At 55.8% G+C, this 19,508-nt stretch carries 18 protein-coding genes and 1 pseudogene; 7 read left to right on the forward strand and 12 right to left on the reverse strand.

Features of this window, described 5'->3' with window-relative positions:
- Window positions 1-46: 46 nt before the first annotated feature.
- Window positions 47-652, reverse strand: coding sequence for a pyroglutamyl-peptidase I (pcp, locus tag A3L02_RS07220; protein ID WP_088863283.1), 606 nt, complete (start codon window positions 650-652; stop codon window positions 47-49).
- A gap of 60 nt (window positions 653-712) precedes the next feature.
- On the opposite strand from pcp, the gene A3L02_RS07225 reads away from it, so the two are divergent.
- Together A3L02_RS07225 and A3L02_RS07230 are read left to right on the forward strand one after the other, a co-directional pair.
- Complete coding sequence (locus A3L02_RS07225) at window positions 713-1,825, forward strand: geranylgeranyl reductase family protein (protein WP_088863284.1); 1,113 nt, start codon at window positions 713-715, stop codon at window positions 1,823-1,825.
- Window positions 1,826-1,834: 9 nt separating this feature from the next.
- Complete coding sequence (locus A3L02_RS07230) at window positions 1,835-2,185, forward strand: ASCH domain-containing protein (RefSeq protein ID WP_088863285.1); 351 nt, start codon at window positions 1,835-1,837, stop codon at window positions 2,183-2,185.
- A gap of 28 nt (window positions 2,186-2,213) precedes the next feature.
- Here A3L02_RS07230 and A3L02_RS07235 read toward each other — a convergent pair whose 3' ends face one another.
- The gene (locus A3L02_RS07235; protein ID WP_088863286.1) at window positions 2,214-3,707 is read right to left on the reverse strand and encodes a carboxypeptidase M32; all 1,494 of its coding nucleotides are present in this window, start codon (window positions 3,705-3,707) and stop codon (window positions 2,214-2,216) included.
- Window positions 3,708-3,864: 157 nt separating this feature from the next.
- Here A3L02_RS07235 and A3L02_RS07240 point away from each other — a divergent pair, with 157 nt between their 5' ends.
- Window positions 3,865-4,698 carry a carbohydrate kinase family protein gene (locus A3L02_RS07240; protein ID WP_088863287.1) on the forward strand — a complete coding sequence of 278 codons (834 nt, stop codon included), beginning with the start codon at window positions 3,865-3,867 and terminating at the stop codon, window positions 4,696-4,698.
- Here the strand turns inward: A3L02_RS07240 and A3L02_RS07245 are convergent.
- The 5 genes from A3L02_RS07245 to A3L02_RS07265 all read right to left on the reverse strand — a co-directional run bounded on the left by A3L02_RS07245 (window position 4,695) and on the right by A3L02_RS07265 (window position 8,622).
- Window positions 4,695-5,117 carry a hypothetical protein gene (locus A3L02_RS07245; protein WP_054834428.1) on the reverse strand — a complete coding sequence of 141 codons (423 nt, stop codon included), beginning with the start codon at window positions 5,115-5,117 and terminating at the stop codon, window positions 4,695-4,697. The genes A3L02_RS07240 and A3L02_RS07245 overlap by 4 nt on opposite strands.
- Entirely contained in the window at window positions 5,114-6,340 is a 1,227-nt protein-coding gene (locus A3L02_RS07250) for a DUF58 domain-containing protein (RefSeq protein WP_088863858.1), read from the reverse strand. The genes A3L02_RS07245 and A3L02_RS07250 overlap by 4 nt, the downstream gene beginning before the upstream one ends.
- A 78-nt stretch (window positions 6,341-6,418) precedes the next feature.
- Window positions 6,419-7,372, reverse strand: a complete 954-nt coding sequence (locus tag A3L02_RS07255) for an AAA family ATPase (RefSeq protein ID WP_088863288.1) — start codon at window positions 7,370-7,372, stop codon at window positions 6,419-6,421.
- Window positions 7,341-7,787 carry a hypothetical protein gene (locus tag A3L02_RS07260; protein ID WP_088863289.1) on the reverse strand — a complete coding sequence of 149 codons (447 nt, stop codon included), beginning with the start codon at window positions 7,785-7,787 and terminating at the stop codon, window positions 7,341-7,343. Before A3L02_RS07260 ends, A3L02_RS07255 begins: the two co-directional genes overlap by 32 nt.
- On the reverse strand, window positions 7,777-8,622 hold the full coding sequence (locus A3L02_RS07265) for a DUF4129 domain-containing protein (RefSeq protein ID WP_237268658.1): 846 nt from the start codon (window positions 8,620-8,622) through the stop codon (window positions 7,777-7,779). Before A3L02_RS07265 ends, A3L02_RS07260 begins: the two co-directional genes overlap by 11 nt.
- A 68-nt stretch (window positions 8,623-8,690) precedes the next feature.
- On the opposite strand from A3L02_RS07265, the gene A3L02_RS07270 reads away from it, so the two are divergent.
- Both A3L02_RS07270 and A3L02_RS07275 read left to right on the forward strand, forming a co-directional pair.
- The gene (locus A3L02_RS07270; protein WP_088863290.1) at window positions 8,691-9,185 is read left to right on the forward strand and encodes a DUF2118 family protein; all 495 of its coding nucleotides are present in this window, start codon (window positions 8,691-8,693) and stop codon (window positions 9,183-9,185) included.
- Window positions 9,186-9,321: 136 nt separating this feature from the next.
- Complete coding sequence (locus A3L02_RS07275) at window positions 9,322-9,822, forward strand: FKBP-type peptidyl-prolyl cis-trans isomerase (protein WP_088863291.1); 501 nt, start codon at window positions 9,322-9,324, stop codon at window positions 9,820-9,822.
- Here the strand turns inward: A3L02_RS07275 and A3L02_RS07280 are convergent.
- From A3L02_RS07280 to A3L02_RS07300, 5 genes and pseudogenes are all read right to left on the reverse strand, one after another.
- Entirely contained in the window at window positions 9,799-10,701 is a 903-nt protein-coding gene (locus A3L02_RS07280) for a type II secretion system F family protein (RefSeq protein WP_204247185.1), read from the reverse strand. The two genes, A3L02_RS07275 and A3L02_RS07280, sit on opposite strands and share 24 nt — an antisense overlap.
- A gap of 5 nt (window positions 10,702-10,706) precedes the next feature.
- Entirely contained in the window at window positions 10,707-11,756 is a 1,050-nt protein-coding gene (locus A3L02_RS07285) for a type II secretion system F family protein (protein WP_088863293.1), read from the reverse strand.
- A gap of 11 nt (window positions 11,757-11,767) precedes the next feature.
- Window positions 11,768-15,077 (reverse strand): annotated as a pseudogene (locus A3L02_RS07290) (ATPase, T2SS/T4P/T4SS family).
- Window positions 15,078-15,623: 546 nt separating this feature from the next.
- A complete protein-coding gene (locus tag A3L02_RS07295) occupies window positions 15,624-16,607 on the reverse strand; it encodes a hypothetical protein (protein ID WP_088863294.1) in 984 nt (327 codons plus the stop codon).
- 10 nt (window positions 16,608-16,617) lie between these two features.
- Window positions 16,618-18,069 (reverse strand): DUF515 domain-containing protein, encoded by a 1,452-nt coding sequence (locus A3L02_RS07300; RefSeq protein WP_237268590.1) that lies wholly within the window; start codon window positions 18,067-18,069, stop codon window positions 16,618-16,620.
- Between the two features lie 75 nt (window positions 18,070-18,144).
- Here A3L02_RS07300 and A3L02_RS07305 point away from each other — a divergent pair, with 75 nt between their 5' ends.
- Together A3L02_RS07305 and A3L02_RS07310 are read left to right on the forward strand one after the other, a co-directional pair.
- Window positions 18,145-18,477, forward strand: coding sequence for a TIGR04076 family protein (locus A3L02_RS07305; protein ID WP_088863296.1), 333 nt, complete (start codon window positions 18,145-18,147; stop codon window positions 18,475-18,477).
- Window positions 18,434-19,507 (forward strand): GTPase, encoded by a 1,074-nt coding sequence (locus tag A3L02_RS07310; protein ID WP_088863297.1) that lies wholly within the window; start codon window positions 18,434-18,436, stop codon window positions 19,505-19,507. Before A3L02_RS07305 ends, A3L02_RS07310 begins: the two co-directional genes overlap by 44 nt.
- Window position 19,508 lies beyond the last annotated feature (1 nt).

Here is a 19,508-nt window from a genome sequence, read left to right on the forward strand (position 1 = left end):
AGGCCCCACCCTCTCAGGAAAAGGTTCGGGGGGCGGTTTAAAAAGATTATCGGGCCCGCAGAGAGGTTCTTACGGCGACCTCAACGGCCTTCTTTATCGTCTCAAGCGCCATCGAGGGCCTCGGTTTATCAAGGGCCTGCTCGTGACTGAAGGGGACGTGGATGAAGCCCGCTCTGGCCTCCATTCCAGCGACGGCTATCGTGTGAAGGGCCGTGAACATCGCGGCGTTGCAGACGTAGGTTCCGGCGGTGTTCGAGATTCCAGCCGGGATCTTCGCGTCCCTCAGGGCTTTAACGATGGCCTTTACAGGGAGCGTCGCGAAGTACGCCGCGGGTGCGCCCTCGAAGACAGGCTCGTCTCCGGGGGCGAAGCCGTCGTTATCCGGCTTTTCGCTATCCATGACGTTTATCGCGACCCGCTCAACGGTTACGTTGGGCCTCCCGCCGGCCTGTCCCGTGAGGACCACAACGTCCGGCCTTTCCTCGACGATTAACCTCGGGAGAATCTCCCGAACGCCGTTGAAGGTAACCGGGAGCCGGCGCTTTACCACCGCCGCGCCGTCCATCTCGTCGGGGAGCCTCCTAACCGCTTCCCAGGAGGGGTTTATGCTCTCACCGCCGAAGGGTTCGAAGCCTGTAACGAGAACCTTCATGGTACCACCGAAAAGGTTAGGTTTTTAGGTTTTAAAACGCACTCCCCCCGGTGGGTGAGAATGCGGTACGATGTTCTTATCATCGGCGGCGGGCCGGTCGGGAACTACCTCGCCAACCTGCTCGCGAGGGACTTCAGGGTTGCGGTGGTTGAGAAAAAGGGCTCCTTCGGGGGCAAAGCATGCACGGGGATAATAGGGGCGGAGAACTACGGGAGGCTGGGCCTTCCGGATGAGGCCGTTCTAAACGAACTCCGGGGGGCGGTCTTCTACTCGAGGATACAGAGCTTCGAGGTGGAGAGGAAATCGCCGCAGGCCTATCTTGTGGATAGAAAGGCACTTGAGAGATGGCTGGCCGAGAGGGCGGTGGAGAGGGGAGTGGACTACTACATGGCCACGACCTTTCTGGGTTTCAGGAACGGAAGGGCCGTCCTTCAGAGGCTCGGTGAGAGGATCGAGGTCGAGGCGGACTTCTACGTTGGGGCCGACGGTGTGAACAGCACCGTGGCCAAAGCGATGGGGGCTCAAACGAGGGCGGAGTTTTTGAGCGGCTACGAGGTCGAGGTGGTCGGGAGCTTTAGGAGGGACTTCGTCGAGGTCTGGGTGAACAGGGAGGTGAACCCGGACTTCTTCCTCTGGGTGGCGCCGGTGAACGAGAGGATAGCGAGGGTTGGAACCTTCGGGAGCATCGAGGCCCTCAACAGGTTCCTGAGGATGAGGATGCTGAGGCCGACTTCGGTAGTCGAGTTCAAGGCCGGGAGCGTCGGCTTCGGGACGAGGAAGCCCTGGGCCAAGGGCAACGTCGCCCTCGTGGGGGACGCGGCGCTTCAGATAAAGCCGACCACCGCGGGGGGGATAGTCTACGGGATGCTCTGCGCCCAGGCCCTGAGGAGGGCCCTCCTCGATGGAAGACTCGGGGACTACGAGAGGGAATGCGCCTTCGTCAAGAAACAGGTAAGCTTTGGGCTCCGCTTCAGGAGGGTCTTCCTCGGGTTGGGCCAGGACGATATCGAGAGGGTCTTCGAGATCCTCGGGAGCCAGGAGGCGAGGGAGATTATAGAGAGTCAGGCGGACTTCGACGACCACCTGAAGACCGCCAAGGCTATTCTAAGGAGGCCGAGGCTCCTCGCAAGGCTGATAAGGGTAAGTCCAACGATAATCCGAACGCTCCTGTGAGGTGAGACCATGGCCACATGGAGGATGGGTCTTCAGGAGGAGTACCTGAGGGCGATAGCCGAGGGGAAGAAAAAAGTTGAGGGAAGGCTGTACGACGAGAAGAGGCAGAAGATAATGCCGGGGGACACGATAATCTTCGAGGGAAGGCTGATGTGCGCGGTCAAGGACGTCAGGGTTTACTCCTCTTTCAAGGAGATGCTGGAGAAGGAGGGCCTCGAGAACGTCCTCCCGGGCGTTGGGAGCATCGACGATGGCGTTAAGGTCTATCGTCGCTTCTACTCTGAGGAGAAGGAGAGAAAGTACGGCGTCGCGGCAATAGAGGTCGAGCCCGTGGGGTGGATAGGGGAACCGCCGGAGTAAAGTCAAAAGGAAAAGAGACCCGGGGAGGTCAGAGGTACCTCTCCTTCACCCACCTGACGAAGTAGTCCGGGTTCAGCTCCTCGCCGATGGCTTTCTTCAGGAGCTCCTTCGGCGGGTAGATCGAGCCGTACCTGTGGATCCTCTCGCGGAGCCAGGCCTTTATCGGCTCGAAGTCGGCGCTGGCGATGTGCTCCTCCACGTTGAGGTCCTTCTTCATGTGGTAGTAGAACTGCGCCGAAAGGAGCGTTCCGATGCTGTAGGTCGGGAAGTAACCGATCGTTCCGTGGGCCCAGTGGATGTCCTGGAGGATGCCGTCGACGTAGCTCTTCGGCCTTATGCCCAGGAGGCGCTCCATCTCGTCGTTCCAGAGCTCCGGCAGATCCTTCGCCTTGACGCCTTCGTTGAGCATCATCCTCTCGAGCCTGAAGCGGAGTAGGATGTGGAAGTTGTAGGTTACGACGTCCGATTCAGTCCTGATGAAGTCGGGCCGGACTACGTTGAAGTAGGAGTAAACGTCCTCGGGGGTGTAGTTCGCCATGAAGGGCAGGTTCTCCCTTAGGACCGGGTGGATGAGCTCCGCGAACTCCCTGGAGCGGCCGACTATGTTCTCCCAGAAACGGCTCTGGCTCTCGTGGATGCCGAGGCTGACTCCACCCGCTATAGGGGAGAAGGCAAACCTCTCGTCCTGCTGGAGTTCGTAGAGTGCGTGACCGAACTCGTGAACCGTGCTGAGTATGGTCCTCCTGAAGTCGTAGCCCTCGTACCTCGTGGTTATCCTGACGTCCCTTATCCCGAACTCCGTGGTGAACGGGTGGGCCGAGACGTCCAGACGGGAGCGAACCCCGAGCGGAAAGCCGAACTTCTCGAGGATCCAGAGGTTGACCCTCTCCATCTGATCTTTCTCGTAGCGCTCCTTCTCGAGCGGGTGGCTCTGTGGGACCTTGCCCTCTTCGAGGATCCTGTCGAGGAGGGGTTTTAGCTCCTTCTCCAGCCCCTCGAACATCCTCTCGACGTCTTTGGTGGTCGTACCTTCCTCGAACATGTCAAGGAGGGCGTCGTACGGCTCGTCCTCGTAGCCGAGGTAGTCCGCGGCCCTCTTCGCCAGGTCGATTATCCTGTCGAGCCACGGCTCGAACTTGGAGAAGTCGTCGCTCTTCTTGGCTTCCTCCCAGGCCTTCGTCGCCTGGCTCGTCACCTCGCTCATCTCGCGCAGAAACTCCGGAGGGAAGGACTTGCTTATCCTTATCTCCCTGTCGAGGACCCTGACGACGCCCCTCTCGTACTCGTTGAGCTCCAGATCCTTCGCCTTCTCAACTAACTCGACGAACTCGGGCTTGAGAAGGAACTCCTGGGAGAGAACCGAGAGCTCACCCCGGGCGACGGAGCGCTCCAGTATTCCCTCCTTCGGCATGTTGACCTCCATGTCCCACCCGAGGACGCTCTGAGCGTGGCCTATGGCCCAGATGCGCCTGTACTTCGTGAGTATCTCCTTAACCGTCTCGTTCTGGAAGACCTCTTCCATCTCGATCACCTCTACTTACCTCTGGCGATACTTTGGGGAACGGAACTTTTAACCTTTTCGATGGACATCTAAACGAAACGGTAAAAAGCTATTACTCAAACCGGAAATCGCTTAAAGGGTCATGATAAGTGCTCGAAAAGCGACGCCGGTGATGCCAATGAAGCTCGACCTCGTAGTTCTCGGACACGTCTCTATAGACCACATCAGGTTTCCGGGCAAAGAAGAGGTGCTGTACCCGGGTGGCGCGGCGGCCGCCGTGGCCACCTCGGCGGCCCTGGCGGGGGCGAAGGTGGGTCTGGTAACGAAGGTTGGTGAAGACTTCCCGCGGGAATGGCTCGAAAGGCTCTCCTCGCTCCTCGACATCAGGGGTGTCCGGATCCTGCCGGGGAAGACCATCCACATCCACGTGATATACCACGAGGACGGGAGCGTCGATTCTCCGGTTGAGATGGGCGTGGCCAGGAACATGGGCGAAACCCCGATTCCGGAGGATTACATGAGCGCAAAGGTGTTTCACATAGCCCCGATCCCACCGGAGGAGCAACTCAAAGCCGTGAAGAGGCTCGAGGGCAGGATTATAAGCCTCGATTTCAACCCAACGTACATGAAGAGCTACGAGAAAAAAACCGGGCTTATGCGGGAGATAGTTTCAAAGGTGGAGGTGCTGTTCCCCAACGAGAGGGAGGCCTTGACCATAACCAAGGCCCAAACGGTGGAGGAGGCCGCGGAGATACTCCACGACTGGGGAGCGAAGCTCATCGTCGTAACGCGCGGCGAGAGGGGCGTTCTGGTTTACGACGGAACGTCCCGGGAGTTCCCGGCGCTTCCGATAAGCCCGAAAGAAATCGTGGATCCCACCGGCGCCGGGGATGCCTTCGCGGGCGGTTTTTTAGCGATGTACTCGAAGGGAAAGAACATAGAGGAGTGCGTTGAAAAAGGGCTGGAGAGGGCGAGGGAAGTGCTCAAAAAGATGGGGAGCTGGAGCGTCTAAGAGACCGCGAGCCGGGCGAAGAGGTACAGCACCACGAACAGGAGCGCCGCGAGGGCCGTCACCTCGAACCTCGGGAGAACCGGCGAGAGCATCGCCATCAGGGCGTAGGTCGGAAACGCCATGACAACCGCCAGGGTCAGGATGAGGTAGTGCCTCATCGGAGCGCGCTCTCTATCAAGGTATCCCATCTCGATCGTGAGAACCGTCAGAGCCATCACGGTCAGGCCGTAGAACCCACCTGTCCGGGTGTAGATGAGAAAGGCCGCCGTCGTTACCAGGAAGAGCACGCCCATGAAGTACCACTGAACGGCCATGAGCGCCAGGGGGACGAGCAGGAGCGTTCTGACGTCGCGCATTCCGAGGAGGACGAAGAGGAGGACCACGGGCACAAGGGAGTAAAGTCTTCTATTAATCTTCACAGACCAACCACCTCCGCTATCGCCGCCTCCAGGGGTTTCCTGACGTCCCAGTCGACGATGATGCCGTAGGAGGACATCTTCATCAGCGTGGCCTCCCTCTGAAGGGAGAGGAGCTTGAGGGCGAGCTCCTCCTCACGGTTCTTAGGTTTAACTGCCGTGTACGGGTTCGGGCTTACGACCACCACGCTGTAACCGTAGCGGGCCATTGTTTTGAGGGCCTCCCTGCTCTCCTCCGTCAGGAGGGGCGAGAAGTACAGGAGCTGGGCCCGGGCCGGAAAGCGCGTCCTTATCAGGTGCTCGACCTGGTAGGCTATCATGTTGTTCCTGTCGGGCTTTGCGGTGCTCAGGAAGTCTATGCACTTGAAGAAGTGCCTCTTGCCGTAGTCAACGCGAACCCAGAGGGGGACGTCCTCCGCGAGCAGGAGGCCGAAGCTGGTTCCGTTGTTGAGGGCGTTGAGCATCAGCGAGGCGGCCGCCCTGATGAGGTGGTCAAAGACGAGACTACCGGTGTAGGAGGCATCAACTATGAAGATGACGTCGACCTTCCTCTCGCTCTCGTACTCGTTGGCCATTATCCTCCCCGTCCTCGCGGTGGCCTTCCAGTTGATTATCCTGAGCGGGTCCCCGGGCTGGTACTCCCTTACCGCGTGGAACTCAACCCCCTCACCTACCCTCGGGCTCGGCAGGGGACCGACGGTTATCTTGGTCCCCCGCGTCGAATAGGGCGTCGGAACGTCGGTTATTATTGGAACCCCCACTATCTCGCTGTAAAGTTCAACCTTTCTGTCAACCTTGAAGAAGCCGAAGGGGTCGCGGTAGCTCAGCCTCACCCAGTTGAACTCGTGGATTCCGCGCTTAACGCGGACCTTGTACCGTATCTCCCTCTCCTCTCCCGGCTGGAGGGACAGGACGTGCTCCCTCCGTCCCCCCACCAGCTCCAGTCCAGGTGGCACGTCCTCCGTGATTTTCAACGTGGGTATCCTCTCATGGGACTTAACCCTGAGGGTTATCTCAACCTCGCTCCCCTCGAGGAAACGGCTGTGGGGGACTACGCGCTCGACCTCAACGTCAAGGCTCGGTTTGAAGAAGAACACCGCCAAGAACAGGAGCCATATTATCGGAAGAGTCAGATACGTCATCTCCCAGCGCAGGAGGAGGAAGGCTAACATGACGATTAGCCAGAGCGCGAGGAGAATCTCCTCCGCCTTCTCCGTTGGGAGCATCCTATCGACGGGTTCTTCTTCCCTTTCCTCGACGTAGGTGGAACCGTAGAGTGGGGGTTGGACCTGCACCCTTTCACCTCACTCGAACTTGGGAACCGGAACGCGCTCGAGGAGCTTCTCCATTACGCGCTCCTGGCTGACCCTGGTGTACCACAGCTCCCTCTTGAGGATGAGCCTGTGGCTCAAAGCTGGAACCGCGACCGCCTTCACGTCATCCGGAATCACGTAGTCCCTTCCCTGGAGGGCGGCGTAGGCCCTCGAAAGCCTGAGCAGGGCAAGGCTTCCCCTCGGAGACGCCCCGACCTCTATTTCCTTCCTGTTATCCCTCGTGGCGAGCACTACGTCCGTTATGTACTCCAGGATGGGGTCGCTGACGTAAACGTCCTCTACGGCCCTCTGCATCTCGATGACTTCCTCCGGGGTCAAGACGGGCCTTACGTCGACCTCCTCCTTCTTCCTGGCCATCCTCCTGCGGAGTATCTCGATCTCCTCCTCCCTGCTTGGATAGCCGACCCTCAAACGAACCAGGAAGCGGTCGAGCTGGGCCTCGGGTAGGGGATAGGTTCCCTCCTGCTCTATCGGGTTCTGGGTTGCCATGACTATGAACGGCCTCTCCAGCTCGTAGGTCTTCCCCTCAACGGTGACCTGCATCTCCTGCATCGCCTCGAGGAGGGCAGACTGCGTTTTCGGGGGCGCACGGTTGACCTCGTCCGCGAGGAGGACGTTCGTGAAGATCGGTCCCCTCTTGAACTCGAACTCGAGGGTCTTCTGGTTGAAGACGCTGACGCCGAGAATGTCGCTCGGCAGCAGGTCGGGCGTGAACTGGACGCGCCTGAACTTAACCCCAAGGGCCGTTGCAAAGCTCTTCGCCATGAGCGTCTTGGCGAGGCCGGGCAGGTCCTCCAGGAGTACGTGCCCACCGGCCAGGATCGTCGTCAGTATGAGCCTCAGCACCTCGTCCTTTCCCACTATGGCTTTCCTAACCTCATCCAGGACGGCGTTACCCTTCGAGCTTACCTCTTCTATCCTCATAGAGATCCTCCTCCACTATTTCCAGGGCCTTTTCGAGGTTATCGAGAAAGTCCCCGTCCGAGCGAAGGATTTTTATGGCCTCGTTGGGCTCGGAGATGAGGGTGTGAAAAGTCCGGCTGTAGTCATCGGAGAGGAGGGCGTATATCCCCACAACCTTCTCCTCGATGAGGGAACGGGCGACCCTCCCCTTTCTGGCGCGTTCTATGAGGGTTGCAACCCTTTCGATATCGGTTTTCCTTCTGACATTGTACTCGCGTCCTCTTCTTGGCAGGGAGATGCGTATTTCAAAGCCAAAAAGGACAAAGGCCAGGAAAGCTCCCAGCACCAAAACCGCGAGCCACCTGACCAAGTAAGAGCCGGCTATAACGGCGATGATGAGGGGAACCGTCGCTATTGCAGCAGGACTAAACCTCATCCACGCCCCTCCTCATCGTCCGGTAAACTTCGAGGACCCTCTCGGCGTCTTTCCACGTTATTTTCTCGGGGGCGTATTTGGCCTTTTCGAATAGCCTCGTGAGCTCAACGAAGGCGTCGTGCATGTATTTCACGTGCCTGGCGTGCTCCCAGTGGGTCCAGCTCTCCTCGTAGGGGATGCCGAGGTACTCCAGCCAGAGGACGGCGTTCCTGTAGATTCCCACGATGGCCTCCCTTGGGTTTTCAAAGGCATCGAGGCCGAGATCATCGAGTTTTTTATCGAAGAGCTCCGCTTTGAGCCTCATCTCCTCCCGCCCCTTCTTCCACAGGAGCCCGCGATACTGAACCACGGCGACGTAGGCAAAGACCGCTATAGCGACGAGGAAAACAGCGTAAAGGATGTATCTGAAAGGGAGGGAAAGCCCAGCCCCCGCCAACCGGGTGTCGTTGTGGTACGTTGGGGGCCGTGAAAAATTGGGGGGAGCGGATGAAAGGTTAACCAAGCCGCTGGTGTTGTTGGGCGGAAAAGGCGACGGGGAAGGTGACCACAGTCCAAGGAAGATGAGACCCACCAGAGCACCGGCGATCACGAGGGGGAGGTAAGTCGACAGCCCAAAACCGCCCCAATCGTCCCGCCTGAAGGGGTCCCTCCATTCGAGGAAGAGACCGAGGAGGATGAAGAGACCCACAATCGCAAGAACCTCCAGAAGAACGCCCGCCCATGGGGCCTCCCCCCTTTGGTGAACCTCCGACGTCGTGGCGCTGTGGTTAATCATCAGCGTCATCAGTGAAAACAGCAGTCCAAAGAGGATCAGGAGCTTTGCCCGGGTGTACATTTCCACCGGAAAACATGAAGAGGACATGTTTAAAAGCTTTTACCCCCAGGTAAAAGGTGGTGGTGGGGATGGAGAAGATTCCGAGGCTCTACGTGGAAGTTTCCCCCGACGAATGCATCAAAGAGGGGAGGGTGACCAGGGACTGCGTGATCATAAGCGGGAACGTTGAGGTCTGGGTGAGGGAGAACGAAGCCGTTCCGGAGTTCGTTGACACGAAAAAGGCGAAGGTACTGGGAAAGGAGGTCTACGACCGCTTTTACCTCTACGTCGACAGAACCGAAGGAAAGATGATAAAGGACGCGATACTCGTCCTTCCAGACGGGAGAACGAGGATACATCTGAAGAAGGGGGATGAGCTGATGCTCCTCCCGGTGGAGGGCTACACGAAAACCCTGATAGCGAACGTCGGAAACAGGGTGCGGAAGGGGGACGCCTTCGCGGCGGTGACGACCAGGAAGGGAGAGGTTCACTATCTCAAACCCCCAAAAACAGGAACGGTGGTCTTCATAGACGAGGTGACTAACAGCCCCCATTACGTCTACTACATCCTCCCGGAGGAGTGAGGTCAACCTCCGTTTCTTTCATTTATCAGAGCTAAGGGGAGAACTCCGGCAAAACCGGAAGGGAATTGAAAACACCAAAACCGTTATAAGGCACCGGACCAAGCGGTCTCTGAAAGCAATTTTGGAGCTGAAGGAAATGAAGATTGAAGCTGGAGATTTTGTGGTGTTCCACTACGTGGGCAGGTTTGAGAACGGTGAAGTTTTTGACACGAGTTACGAGGACATCGCCAGGGAAAACGAGATATACGTTGAGGAGAGAGAATACGGCCCACTCGGGGTCAACGTCGGGGTCGGCGAGATAATACCGGGCCTCGATGAGGCGTTGATAGGAATGGAACCCGGGGAGAAGAAGACTATCACGGTGCCCCCCGAAAAGGCCTACGGCATGCCGGATCCCGGGCTCGTCATCAACGTCTCGAAAGAGGAGTTCACAAAAGCCGGTCTCGAGCCGATGGAGGGCATGTACGTCATGACAGATTCAGGGATAGCGAAGATAGCAAAGGTCGAAGGGGAGAACGTTGCCCTCGACTTCAACCATCCCCTCGCCGGAAAGACGCTGATCTTCGATGTGGAAGTGGTGGACGTCCAGAAAGCCGCAGAGGGGGAGGAGGTCTCAGACTCCGATATTGAGGCCTGAGGCCCCCTGAAATATCACCACTCCCATCGTCACAAGCATCAGGGCGTATTTTATGCCCGCTGAGTACTTCCCTTCTCTTATTACCCCGATTCCCAGTCCAGAAACTACCGCCTGAATGGCCACGAAAGCCAGGAGTATTGTCTTCACTGAACCAACAGGGAAAGCCATGCTCCCTGTGTTCATCGCGATCATCGTTTGGGTCACTATGCCCAGTATCAACGGGCCCACAAAGCCGCTGGTTACTATGAAGAACATCACCTGCATCCCCGTGGAGGCCTTCCTCTCCTGTTTTATCCTGAGCACCTCCCTGACGTCGTTTCCAACGTAGGCCAGCACGTCGCTCATTGGCGCGCCCCTCTCGAGGGCCTCTATGATTATCATCATGGAGCGGTAGATAACCGAGGACCTCCGGTTCCTGAGCGCGAAAGCACGGAGTGCATCGACGGTTGGGCGGCCCTTCTTTATCTCGGAAACCGTCTTTTTGAACTCCTCCGTTAGAGCCCCGAACTTCGCCGTCGTCAGTTCCTCCAGAGCCTCCGAGAAGGATATTCCAGCCCTGAGGGAGCTGGCGAGGTAGAAAAACGCGTCCGGAATCATTTTCTCCATTTCATCAAGGCGCTTGGTGAGTCTCCAGTAGGGGTATCCAAAGGCCACTCCAGCAAAGAGCGTTATCAACGTCACTCCAGCGTAGAGAACGTTAGAAAACAGCCAGGCTATAAGTGCACCAATTATTCCAACTATAAGTGCCAGTAAAAGATACTCTGCAGCTAAAAAGTTTATACCAGCGGAATAAATGAAGAAGTCATAACGTCTTATCCAGCGATTGGGGATTATTCTTTCGATGAGTTGTGTTAACACTCCGAACACTCCATCAGCCATCATCCTCACCTCGGCTCTCCCTTCTTGATCATGTTGACGATTATTAACGACAGCGCCGGGAAGGCGAAAAGCAGTATGATGGCCAGGGTCCCGGGGGGCATTATGAGTGCCTGACTCATCACCGAGCTGGCGAGTATCCCAACGACGAACATAGTGGGCATGACTATCGTCATGAACATGTAGATGAACGCTATACCGTTAACCTTCTGGACGTATTCCATAAGTTTCATCCTGTACTCAAAGGAGAAATCCTCGGCCATCTTGTAGAGGATATCGGAAAGGTTCCCACCGAACTTTATTGCCCTGAGTATCTGCTTGACGACACGGCTGATGTTCTCAGAGGCCATCTTCTCATCGAACTTGGAGAGGGCGTCCTCAAAGGAAGATCCCGTCCTCATATCCCGTATTATAAGCTCAAACTCCTCGGAGATGGGACCGTAGTCGGCGTTGGCAACCGACAGGATGGCCTCGGAGATACCAACCCCTGCGCTAAGGAGCGATGCCATATGCCTCAGGACGTAGGGTAAGGCCCTCTCCACCTCGACGACCCTGCGCTTCCACACTGTCTTCGGGTAGTACCTCATGTACATGAAACCGCCCATAAAGCTCAGGAGACCTATTAACAGGGAAGTATCGATCGGCATGTATAGAAGGTAAGCAAAGAGGAATCCGAATATCCCAGCAAAAATCGCCACTCCGAGCATGAGCGCAACGTACTTCTCTTTGGGCATCAGTATGTTGGCTCTATAGAGATCCTTATCCAAACCCCGCAATGAACTTGTAAGCCTGTCAACTGGACCTTTAAAGTAGCGCAGTATAGCCTCGGCGAATCTCTCGGAAAAAGGATTTTTTATCTCCTCCTTTCTCCGTTTAAGCATCTCCTCCAATTCCTTCTCCAGCTCTGCCAGGGATCTTCTTCGGATTCCCTGATGTAGTTCTTTGATGGATCCGATCCTCTCGCGGACACTCTTACCACCGGGGATTCGTTCCAAGAGCTCGTTCATTTTTTTAATCAAAAATCTTAGAAAGTCGACGGTATCATCAACGATGCCCACGGTCACCACCTTTATACCAAGTTCTTAATCTGCTCGCTGATCTCGGTACTGCTCTCGGTCTCAATCCTCTTGAGGAGGGCATCCTCGTCTATGTAGAACTGCCTTATGTAGTAACCAACCTCATCAATGCCCCTGATGCCCCGCTCTATCATCCACTCAAGGATCAACTTGCGCTTCTCCTTCTCGAGCTCGAGTTCGGAGACGCTCATTCCAGTATGGTGGGCGAGCGTATTGAGCGTTCTACTCGGAACCCCCGTGGGAACGAGCTCGTCCTTGGCAGGGTCGTACTTGTAGAGTTTGTTCAGCTGGACGCTTTCCCCTTCCATGCCCGATACCTCTGCGATCTCCGTAATGCGCCTTATCGTTCCCTTTTTCCTGCTGTGGAACCTGACCTGCATTATTATGACGTCGAGGGCAGGTATCATTATCCTCGGAACGTTCATAGGTGGGCTCTCGAGGCGGACTATGGTTTCCCTCGCGCTGTTGGAGTGAATCGTGCCCATACAGTTAGAGACCAAAATGCCGTTTGCGACGTAGTTGTGATGCTCATCAACCGTAAGGTCATAGAGGTACTCTATGCCGAGCTCCTTTGGTTCAACCTCTTCAACGGCCGCAACCTCGTCCCAGTAAACGTCCCCCTCGGCAAGAAGCTCAAGCCTCTTTGCCAGCGCCCATGCATCCCGATCGCTGACGTCCTCGGCGACCCTCTGCATGGCCAGCGCTATTCCTTTGAGGGCCGGAACGCCTGATTTCGGATACCCTATCGTGCTCAACGTGCCGAATTAAGCTTTCTGAAACCTTTTCCCCGGCATAGACAGACGCCATTCTTGAAAGCTCTGCCACGGTTAGGTTCAATCTCTCCCTGAGTGGCTTTATCATCTTGCTTGAAATTGGTATACGATAAACATGGTTCCCGCGATACTTCTTCCTGTTCTCCAAGATGGCCTTGAGTGCCCTCCTGCGTTTGGCGTTGTTGAGGGGAACGCTTTCGTAGAACTTCCTAAGATCTTCAACCCCTCTCACTATGACCCTGAATATGTGGCCCTCCTTAAAGCCCCGGTTCCTCTGTCTTGACACCACGCTTACTATACCGAGTCTTTGAAGGGCGTACCATACCTTTCTCGCACCGCTTTCGCTTTTTGTTATCAACATTATGGAAGGACCCCTTTCATCCACGTAGGCATCCGCGTCAAAGAGACCCGCCAGGAAGTACCTTATGGACTCTCTGCTGTGAAGAACTGCGTCAGGAACGGTCCACTTCTCCGACTTTTTGCCTCTGGGAATTGAGAAGATCCTTGAAAGCATCTCCGCAAATATTCTGGAGCCAAAGGTTACGGTCTTACTCGTCCCATTATCCCTTACAACAGGTCTCGAATTTGGAAGGTACTTCTCCACGGCGTTTATGAAAGCCTTCATATACTGCTCGTCATCGAACGTTGCAGATACGTAGTACCCGTCTGAGGAGAGGTACCCATCTCCCAGTATAACCCCAGCGATGTACGCAAGCTCCCCGTCAAGTTCCCTCACAATCTTTACCGGTGATGAGTTAGTCGAGATGAGGTACTCCGCGTTCTCGGGGGGTACCCCTTCGTTTCTAACCTTCCTGTAGTATCTCCCCCTAATCTCCATAGCCCCATCTCCACTCTCACCGGGGACGAGGTAGTGGTCACTAATCCCGGAGTAGGCTTCCAGGGGGATCCTGTACTTTCTTTCGGACATATCTGGGGGTCTCATCATCACCGCAACCCTGTCCCCAACCCTTAGCTTCCCCGCCTCCTTCCTAACGACGTCACCCTCAGAGAACACAAAGAATGGATGGGTTCTCGTGAGTATAACTTCGTTTCCGGTTCTCGTCGTGATCTTCACAAGCTTCTCTCCTTCCCTCACCTTCCTCCGCCATATCTTGGAAACCGTGTGGGAACCTGACTTCAAATCCGGTCCGACGCTGACGACGCTAAAGCGATCCCCCTCCTCCAGCTCAATGTACTCCATATCCCTGTACCTCTTTATTCTATCACCGTACTTCTCGAACAATCTGTTACAAAGCGTACCGATCAATTCAAATCTTCCATCAGATAGTTGTATTATTGAGAAATCATACAATGCTCCATTATGTCCCGTGTTCATAGCCGTGAACATCGTCCTCGCTTCGGGACCACGAACCTCACCGACTATGATCCTGTCGGGACGCATACGGAGCGTGTTCTTCACGAGGTCATCCATCGTGACCTCTCCCTTGCCCTCGATGTTGGGGGGTCTCGTTTCGAGCCTCACCCAGTGCTCAACGGGCAGCTGGAGCTCGGCGGTGTCCTCAATGCTGATAACACGCTCACTTGGGGGAATGAACATCGCCAGGGAGTTCAGGGTGGTCGTCTTTCCGGAACCGGTGCCACCGGCCACGAGGATGTTGGCGGGCTTTACACCAAGGCCATCGACGAACATCCAGAGCAGGGCGGCTATCTCGGGGTTCATGGTTCCGTATTTTATCAGGTCGATTATTGTGAGGGGGTCCTTCTTGAACTTACGGATGGTTATCGTCGGGCCGTCGAGGCTGATGGGGGGAATCGTCGCGTTAACACGGCTCCCATCAGGAAGACGTGCATCGAGAAGCGGGCTCTGCTGGTCTATTCTCCTGCCCACCTCCCTCGCGATGCGCTCTATTATGTTGAGTATCTCCTTCTCCTCAGGGAAGGTTATGTTGGTCTTGCACATGTTGAAGCGCCTGTGCCAGACGTACACCGGTCTGTTCGTTCCGATGACCATTATCTCCTCGAGGTTGTCATCGCGGACGAGGGGATCGAGCTTGCCGTATCCTATCATGGACTGAACTATCATCTCGGCAAGGACCTCGATTCTTCCCTCAGAAAAATGGGGCACCTCCTCTTTGATCATCCTTCTAACGGCGTTCATGAAGACGCGCCTGCGTTCCTCAAGATTTGGAAAAGCCGTCGGGTCTATCTGGAGTTCCGTTATCGCCCTGTCCTTTATCCTCTTGAGGAGTGCTTCTTCCTCTTTACTCAATTTCGGTAGACGTATCTCGTATATGGGAACAGGCTCCCCCTTCACGCGGAGTATACGAACGTTTCCGTAGGCATCAAGTACCTTAGCTTTCCCAGCGTAATTCATCCCCTCAGAGCGAATCGGAGAGCCCAGTATGCCCTGAAGGGTCGAGCTACCAGTCCTTGAAGTTGACCCGGATCCTACAGGGGGATTTCCCCCTCCTGCCAGTATCCCACCCAGAAAATCAGATCCAGTTGTTCCAGTTGCCCTATTACCAACGGTTTCTTCTCTGGAAGGGGCTTTTTCCCCCGTGCTTGGTATTCCACCGCCTCCAAGCGAGGTTCTCCCCTCACCGGCCAGTATACCCTCCAGGAAGCTCGCCCCAGTTGGTTCAGTGCTTACCACACCTTCTTTAGGCTGAGGTTTTTTCGTTTGGGCGGGGATTCCATTTTCTTGGAACGGGACTTTCTCCTCGTTTGTTAGTATGCCCTCAAGGAAACTTGCCCCGCTTGGTTCAGTATTTACCGCTTTTTCTTTAGGCCGGGCCGTTTCTTCCCCTGCGAATGGCACGCTCTTCTCCTCGGGAGGCCTTCTCTCCTCTCGGGAGGGTGCTCCACCTCCACCCGACAGTATCTCCTCCAGGAAGTTCGCCCCCGTTGGAACACTGTTCACGGATTCCTCCGGAGAGGGACGATTTAATGGTTCGTCGTGGCCAATGTTCTTTTTTTCCCTTACGGGCGGAAGATTCTCCTCTTCAGTCTCACTACCCCCCTTAAGCACGCCCTCAAGGGCCTCGTTCTCGCCGCTCAATATCTCATCGATCCACGAGACGGCTTTCTTCTTTTTCTTCTCATCCATCACAAACGCTCACCGTCCCTCCGTCTTCCAGCTAACGTGGTAGGTTATATCCACACCCTTGCCCATGAATATTATCCAAACCGGGAAGTCAAAATCCACCCGCTTGGACGGTTTAAGCTCCGGGACCCCAACGGAGACCCCGCTTATCAAGCTGTTTGAAAGCTGGAACATTCCGGACATGACCGGAGGATTCTGTGCTTCGCCCTTCTGAGGTGGATTAAGGCCCCTGTATCTCCACACGAACTCCTCCATGTATTGCCTGTAGGTCATGGTGTAGTTGGGGGTGAAGTTCGCCATCTCCGCCCCGTCGAAGATGACGGGTATCGAAGCGGCGAAGAAGGTGTTGAAGACCCCAGCGTCGTTTGGAACGTTGGTAAGGCGGAAGGTAACGTCCCCCTCGTACCCGAGGATCTTGATGTACCCATCGAGGATCGGGAACATGCTCCTCATGTAAATAACTTTTGGGGTGTTTATGAGCTGGGGGTACATGACACCACAGCTTAAAACGGCTATATCGTCGAGGTCCTGCACGATCCCGCTGACGTTGCTTCCGCTGTAATCCACGGAGGTCATCTTGGCGGAGTCGCCGCACACCGTCCGGTAATCCATGGTTTGGAGTACATAGGAGTAATTGGACGTTATCCTGAAGTTGACGACAACGGTTTCGTAGGGCATTATCCAGAAGCCGGTGTAGTAGTTCAGGGTTGTCCTCTGGACGTTCCAGACGGTGTGGACTACACTACTATTGCCCACGCGAAAAGCCCGGGCTTTCTCATCGTTATTCAACCTGTAAACCGTGAAGTCGTAGCGCGGGTTAACAATCACGAACTTTGGGAATGGGGCGGTGTTAACGATAGTAACGTTCAGGTTTATCATGACCTCCCCCTGAACCCCGATGTTGTTGTAGGTATCACCGGGGAGTGGGTACGTAACCGCACTAACCAGGGATGCGGCTAACAAAAGAACAAAGAGAGAGACCGCGAGGCGCTTCATCAAGACCACCTCAGCCGGCTACTTTAGCGATGTAGAGGTACTGCTGGTTGGACAGCACTTCCGGTACGAACATGGAGGGCACCTTCAGTATCACCAGGAACTGCGCGTTCGGATCCAGAACGAGCATACCGGACTCCTTCTCGAGGTCTATTATTTTCCATCCGTACTCCCTGAGCTGCTCCTTAACGTCCTCGCTGGCCTGTATTTTGCCGGCCGCGATGGCCTTAAGGATCTCGGCGAGGTTGACGTTGTAGCTGTAGCTCGCGGAAGCGCTCTGGCTGGAGGTCTGTGAGTTACCGTAGGTATCGCTGATGGCCTGTCCGTTGGTTATGGAATTGCCACCCGGAGTGTACTGCGTGTTGTGCTGCTCGGAGTACTGGTTCGATGAAGTGGTGCTCGATGAGCTCGTCTGACTCTGAGCCTCGCTGACGGATATGGAGCCTGCCTGGGTCGGGAGGAGAACGAGCTCGACGTAACCCCCGTTAACTATCTCTCTGAAGGGCGCGTCGGTGGCGTTCTTGGCGAAGAGCACTACCTCGTCCCCTGGTGTAAGGAAGGCACCGTTTATCCTGCTCCTGGGGAGGACGAGGGCTATGTCCACGTACTCAACCTTATACACGTGGTACTGTGTCAGTTCCCTGTAGTCGAGTATTCCGCCGAGGAGGGCCTTTGCATCCGCCTTGCTAACGATCCTCTTGACGTTGTCCTTCTCAAGGATGACGTTCTTGGTGGGGATGCTGTCGATGAGGTAGTAGTAGTACTCCCTCCAGAGCTCCAGGAGGTAGGGATCGGCGTTTATCGATTTAACCCGATCCTCGCTGGTGGCGTTCATGATTTGTTCCTCGAGGTTCTTCATCGAATCGACGACCTTCTTCTTGAGATCGTCCGGCAGTGGCATGGCGAGAAGAGGACTGAACTGGGCTTCTATCTGATCTATCTTCTCCTTCTTGGTCTGGTTGAGCTGACGCTCCATCTCGAGACGTTTCTGCTCCTGGAGATACGCCTGATACTGACTCCAGGCCTTTTGGTAGGCGGCCTTAACGTTTATCGATTTGACTTGATCAACGCTCTGAGCTGAGTTTATCTCCTTTATCAGCTCATCGCGGGCATTCTTTCCAAAACTCGTGTTCATGAGTTCGCTTCCCGGCTTAAAGTACGCGTTGACCTCGGCGAGCTTCTCCTTCTTTGCCTTGGTGAGTTCGTTGGCGGCACTGCTCTGCAGGTAAACGTAAGCACCTATTGAGATTATCAAGATCACGGTTATGATTATGGAGGCACCTATAAGAATGCGTTTTTTCCTTTCCTTTTCCCGGATACTACCTATACGCCGGGGCCTCCTGGGGGGCTTCTTTACAGGGGTCTTGATCGGCTGGGGAGTCTCTGACTCCGCGCTGGCCCGACCCAGCTCTCTAAGACGGCGAATCTTAGCCTCAATATCCTCGGACACGTTGAGCACCACCATCAATCGTTATCATGACCCGCCTTTCATGTCAAATGTTTTTGAACCTCAATCTTTATTTAGATTTCGGTGAGGGAGATGGAACGGTTGGAGATTACCGTGAAAGAAATCCGCGGGAAATGCCCGGTTTACAAATTGGGTGACAGGATAGTCATAGAGGGGCCGGAGGTCAAGCTCGACGAGACCGACGCCATATGCACCCACGCCTTCGCATCGCTGTTGCCCTACATCGTCGCGCTGCGAAAGGGTATTAAGCCCAGGGAGTTAGGTCTCGGCAGGGGGGAGAAGGCCTACCTGCAGTGCCTCGACCCCGGCGAACCCTACACTGACGGGGGGACCGTGATCTTCGAGGTAACGGTGGTGCGGGATGAAGCAGAGAAAGGCGTGGAGAATAGTGAGGGAGATCGTTGACGAGGCCGACATCATCGTCGAGGTGGTCGACGCGAGGGACCCCATCGGAACGAGGAACGGGAAGCTCGAGAGGCTCGCAAGGGAGGAGGGCAAGCCGCTCCTCGTGGTCATGAACAAGGCGGATCTGGTTCCGAAGGAGTGGGCCGAGGAATACAAGAGGAGAAGCGACGTTCCAGTGGTCTTCGTATCCGCCCGCGAGAGGAAGGGAACCGGAATCCTGAGGAAGGAGATAAAAAAGCTCGCGAAGCCGCTCCTCGAGGAGAAGGACAAAGTTAAGGTCGCCCTCGTGGGCTACCCGAACGTCGGCAAGAGCACGATAATCAACACGCTCAAGGGAAGGAGGGCAGTGAAAACGGCCCCTATACCCGGTTACACCAAGGGGAAGCACCTGATAAGGCTGAGCAAGAGGATATGGCTCCTGGACTCGCCGGGGGTAATTCCGATAGATGACTTCGACGAGCTCGTCATCAGGGGCGGATTTCCCGCCGACAAGATCGAGGAACCCTTGAAGCCCGCGCTGAGGCTCATAAAGCGGATACTCGAGACGAGGAAGGAGGCGATAACCGAGAGGTTCGGCATCGAGGGGCTCGAGGACGGAGAGGAGATACTAAGGCGGATAGGCGAGAGGAGGGGCCTGATAAAGGCCGGCGGCGAGGTTGACCTCGAGGAGACCGCGAGATGGCTCCTGAGGGAGTGGCAGACGGGCCGCTTCACCCTCTTCGGGGAAGGGAAGAAAGGGGAGGAAGGATTCACCCGGGACTTCGAGGACGTCCTCGATGGGGTGGAGAGGGAGCTCCTGCTCGACCCGCGGAGGATAATCTGGAGGTACGGCGACGAGTTAAGGGAAAGGCTCGACAACAGGAAACGCGTCGGGATCAGGGAGATCGAGGGGGTTACGGTCGGAATAGCGACGGGTTTCAAGAGGTGCGACTCCGCCGTTAAGTTCATCGAGAGGCTGACGGGCAGGCACGTCGTCTCGAGCGAGTGCTTCGGGGGAAAGTGGAAGGGCGTTGTGGTCGTACTCGATTAAC

The sequence above is a fragment of the Thermococcus celer Vu 13 = JCM 8558 genome, assembly GCF_002214365.1.
Classification (GTDB): domain Archaea; phylum Methanobacteriota_B; class Thermococci; order Thermococcales; family Thermococcaceae; genus Thermococcus; species Thermococcus celer.

Bases quoted from the DNA above. Each gene is read 5' to 3' on its own strand.
- A3L02_RS07300 (WP_237268590.1), bottom strand. From the start codon at position 18,069: ATGGTGGTGCTCAACGTGTCCGAGGATATTGAGGCTAAGATTCGCCGT.
- A3L02_RS07240 (WP_088863287.1), top strand. From the start codon at position 3,865: ATGAAGCTCGACCTCGTAGTTCTCGGACACGTCTCTATAGACCACATC.
- A3L02_RS07305 (WP_088863296.1), top strand. From the start codon at position 18,145: ATGGAACGGTTGGAGATTACCGTGAAAGAAATCCGCGGGAAATGCCCG.
- pcp (WP_088863283.1), bottom strand. From the start codon at position 652: ATGAAGGTTCTCGTTACAGGCTTCGAACCCTTCGGCGGTGAGAGCATA.
- A3L02_RS07310 (WP_088863297.1), top strand. From the start codon at position 18,434: ATGAAGCAGAGAAAGGCGTGGAGAATAGTGAGGGAGATCGTTGACGAG.
- A3L02_RS07235 (WP_088863286.1), bottom strand. From the start codon at position 3,707: ATGGAAGAGGTCTTCCAGAACGAGACGGTTAAGGAGATACTCACGAAG.
- A3L02_RS07295 (WP_088863294.1), bottom strand. From the start codon at position 16,607: ATGAAGCGCCTCGCGGTCTCTCTCTTTGTTCTTTTGTTAGCCGCATCC.
- A3L02_RS07275 (WP_088863291.1), top strand. From the start codon at position 9,322: ATGAAGATTGAAGCTGGAGATTTTGTGGTGTTCCACTACGTGGGCAGG.
- A3L02_RS07225 (WP_088863284.1), top strand. From the start codon at position 713: ATGCGGTACGATGTTCTTATCATCGGCGGCGGGCCGGTCGGGAACTAC.
- A3L02_RS07250 (WP_088863858.1), bottom strand. From the start codon at position 6,340: ATGCTCCCAACGGAGAAGGCGGAGGAGATTCTCCTCGCGCTCTGGCTA.
- A3L02_RS07230 (WP_088863285.1), top strand. From the start codon at position 1,835: ATGGCCACATGGAGGATGGGTCTTCAGGAGGAGTACCTGAGGGCGATA.
- A3L02_RS07260 (WP_088863289.1), bottom strand. From the start codon at position 7,787: ATGAGGTTTAGTCCTGCTGCAATAGCGACGGTTCCCCTCATCATCGCC.
- A3L02_RS07280 (WP_204247185.1), bottom strand. From the start codon at position 10,701: ATGGCTGATGGAGTGTTCGGAGTGTTAACACAACTCATCGAAAGAATA.
- A3L02_RS07265 (WP_237268658.1), bottom strand. From the start codon at position 8,622: ATGTACACCCGGGCAAAGCTCCTGATCCTCTTTGGACTGCTGTTTTCA.
- A3L02_RS07255 (WP_088863288.1), bottom strand. From the start codon at position 7,372: ATGAGGATAGAAGAGGTAAGCTCGAAGGGTAACGCCGTCCTGGATGAG.
- A3L02_RS07270 (WP_088863290.1), top strand. From the start codon at position 8,691: ATGGAGAAGATTCCGAGGCTCTACGTGGAAGTTTCCCCCGACGAATGC.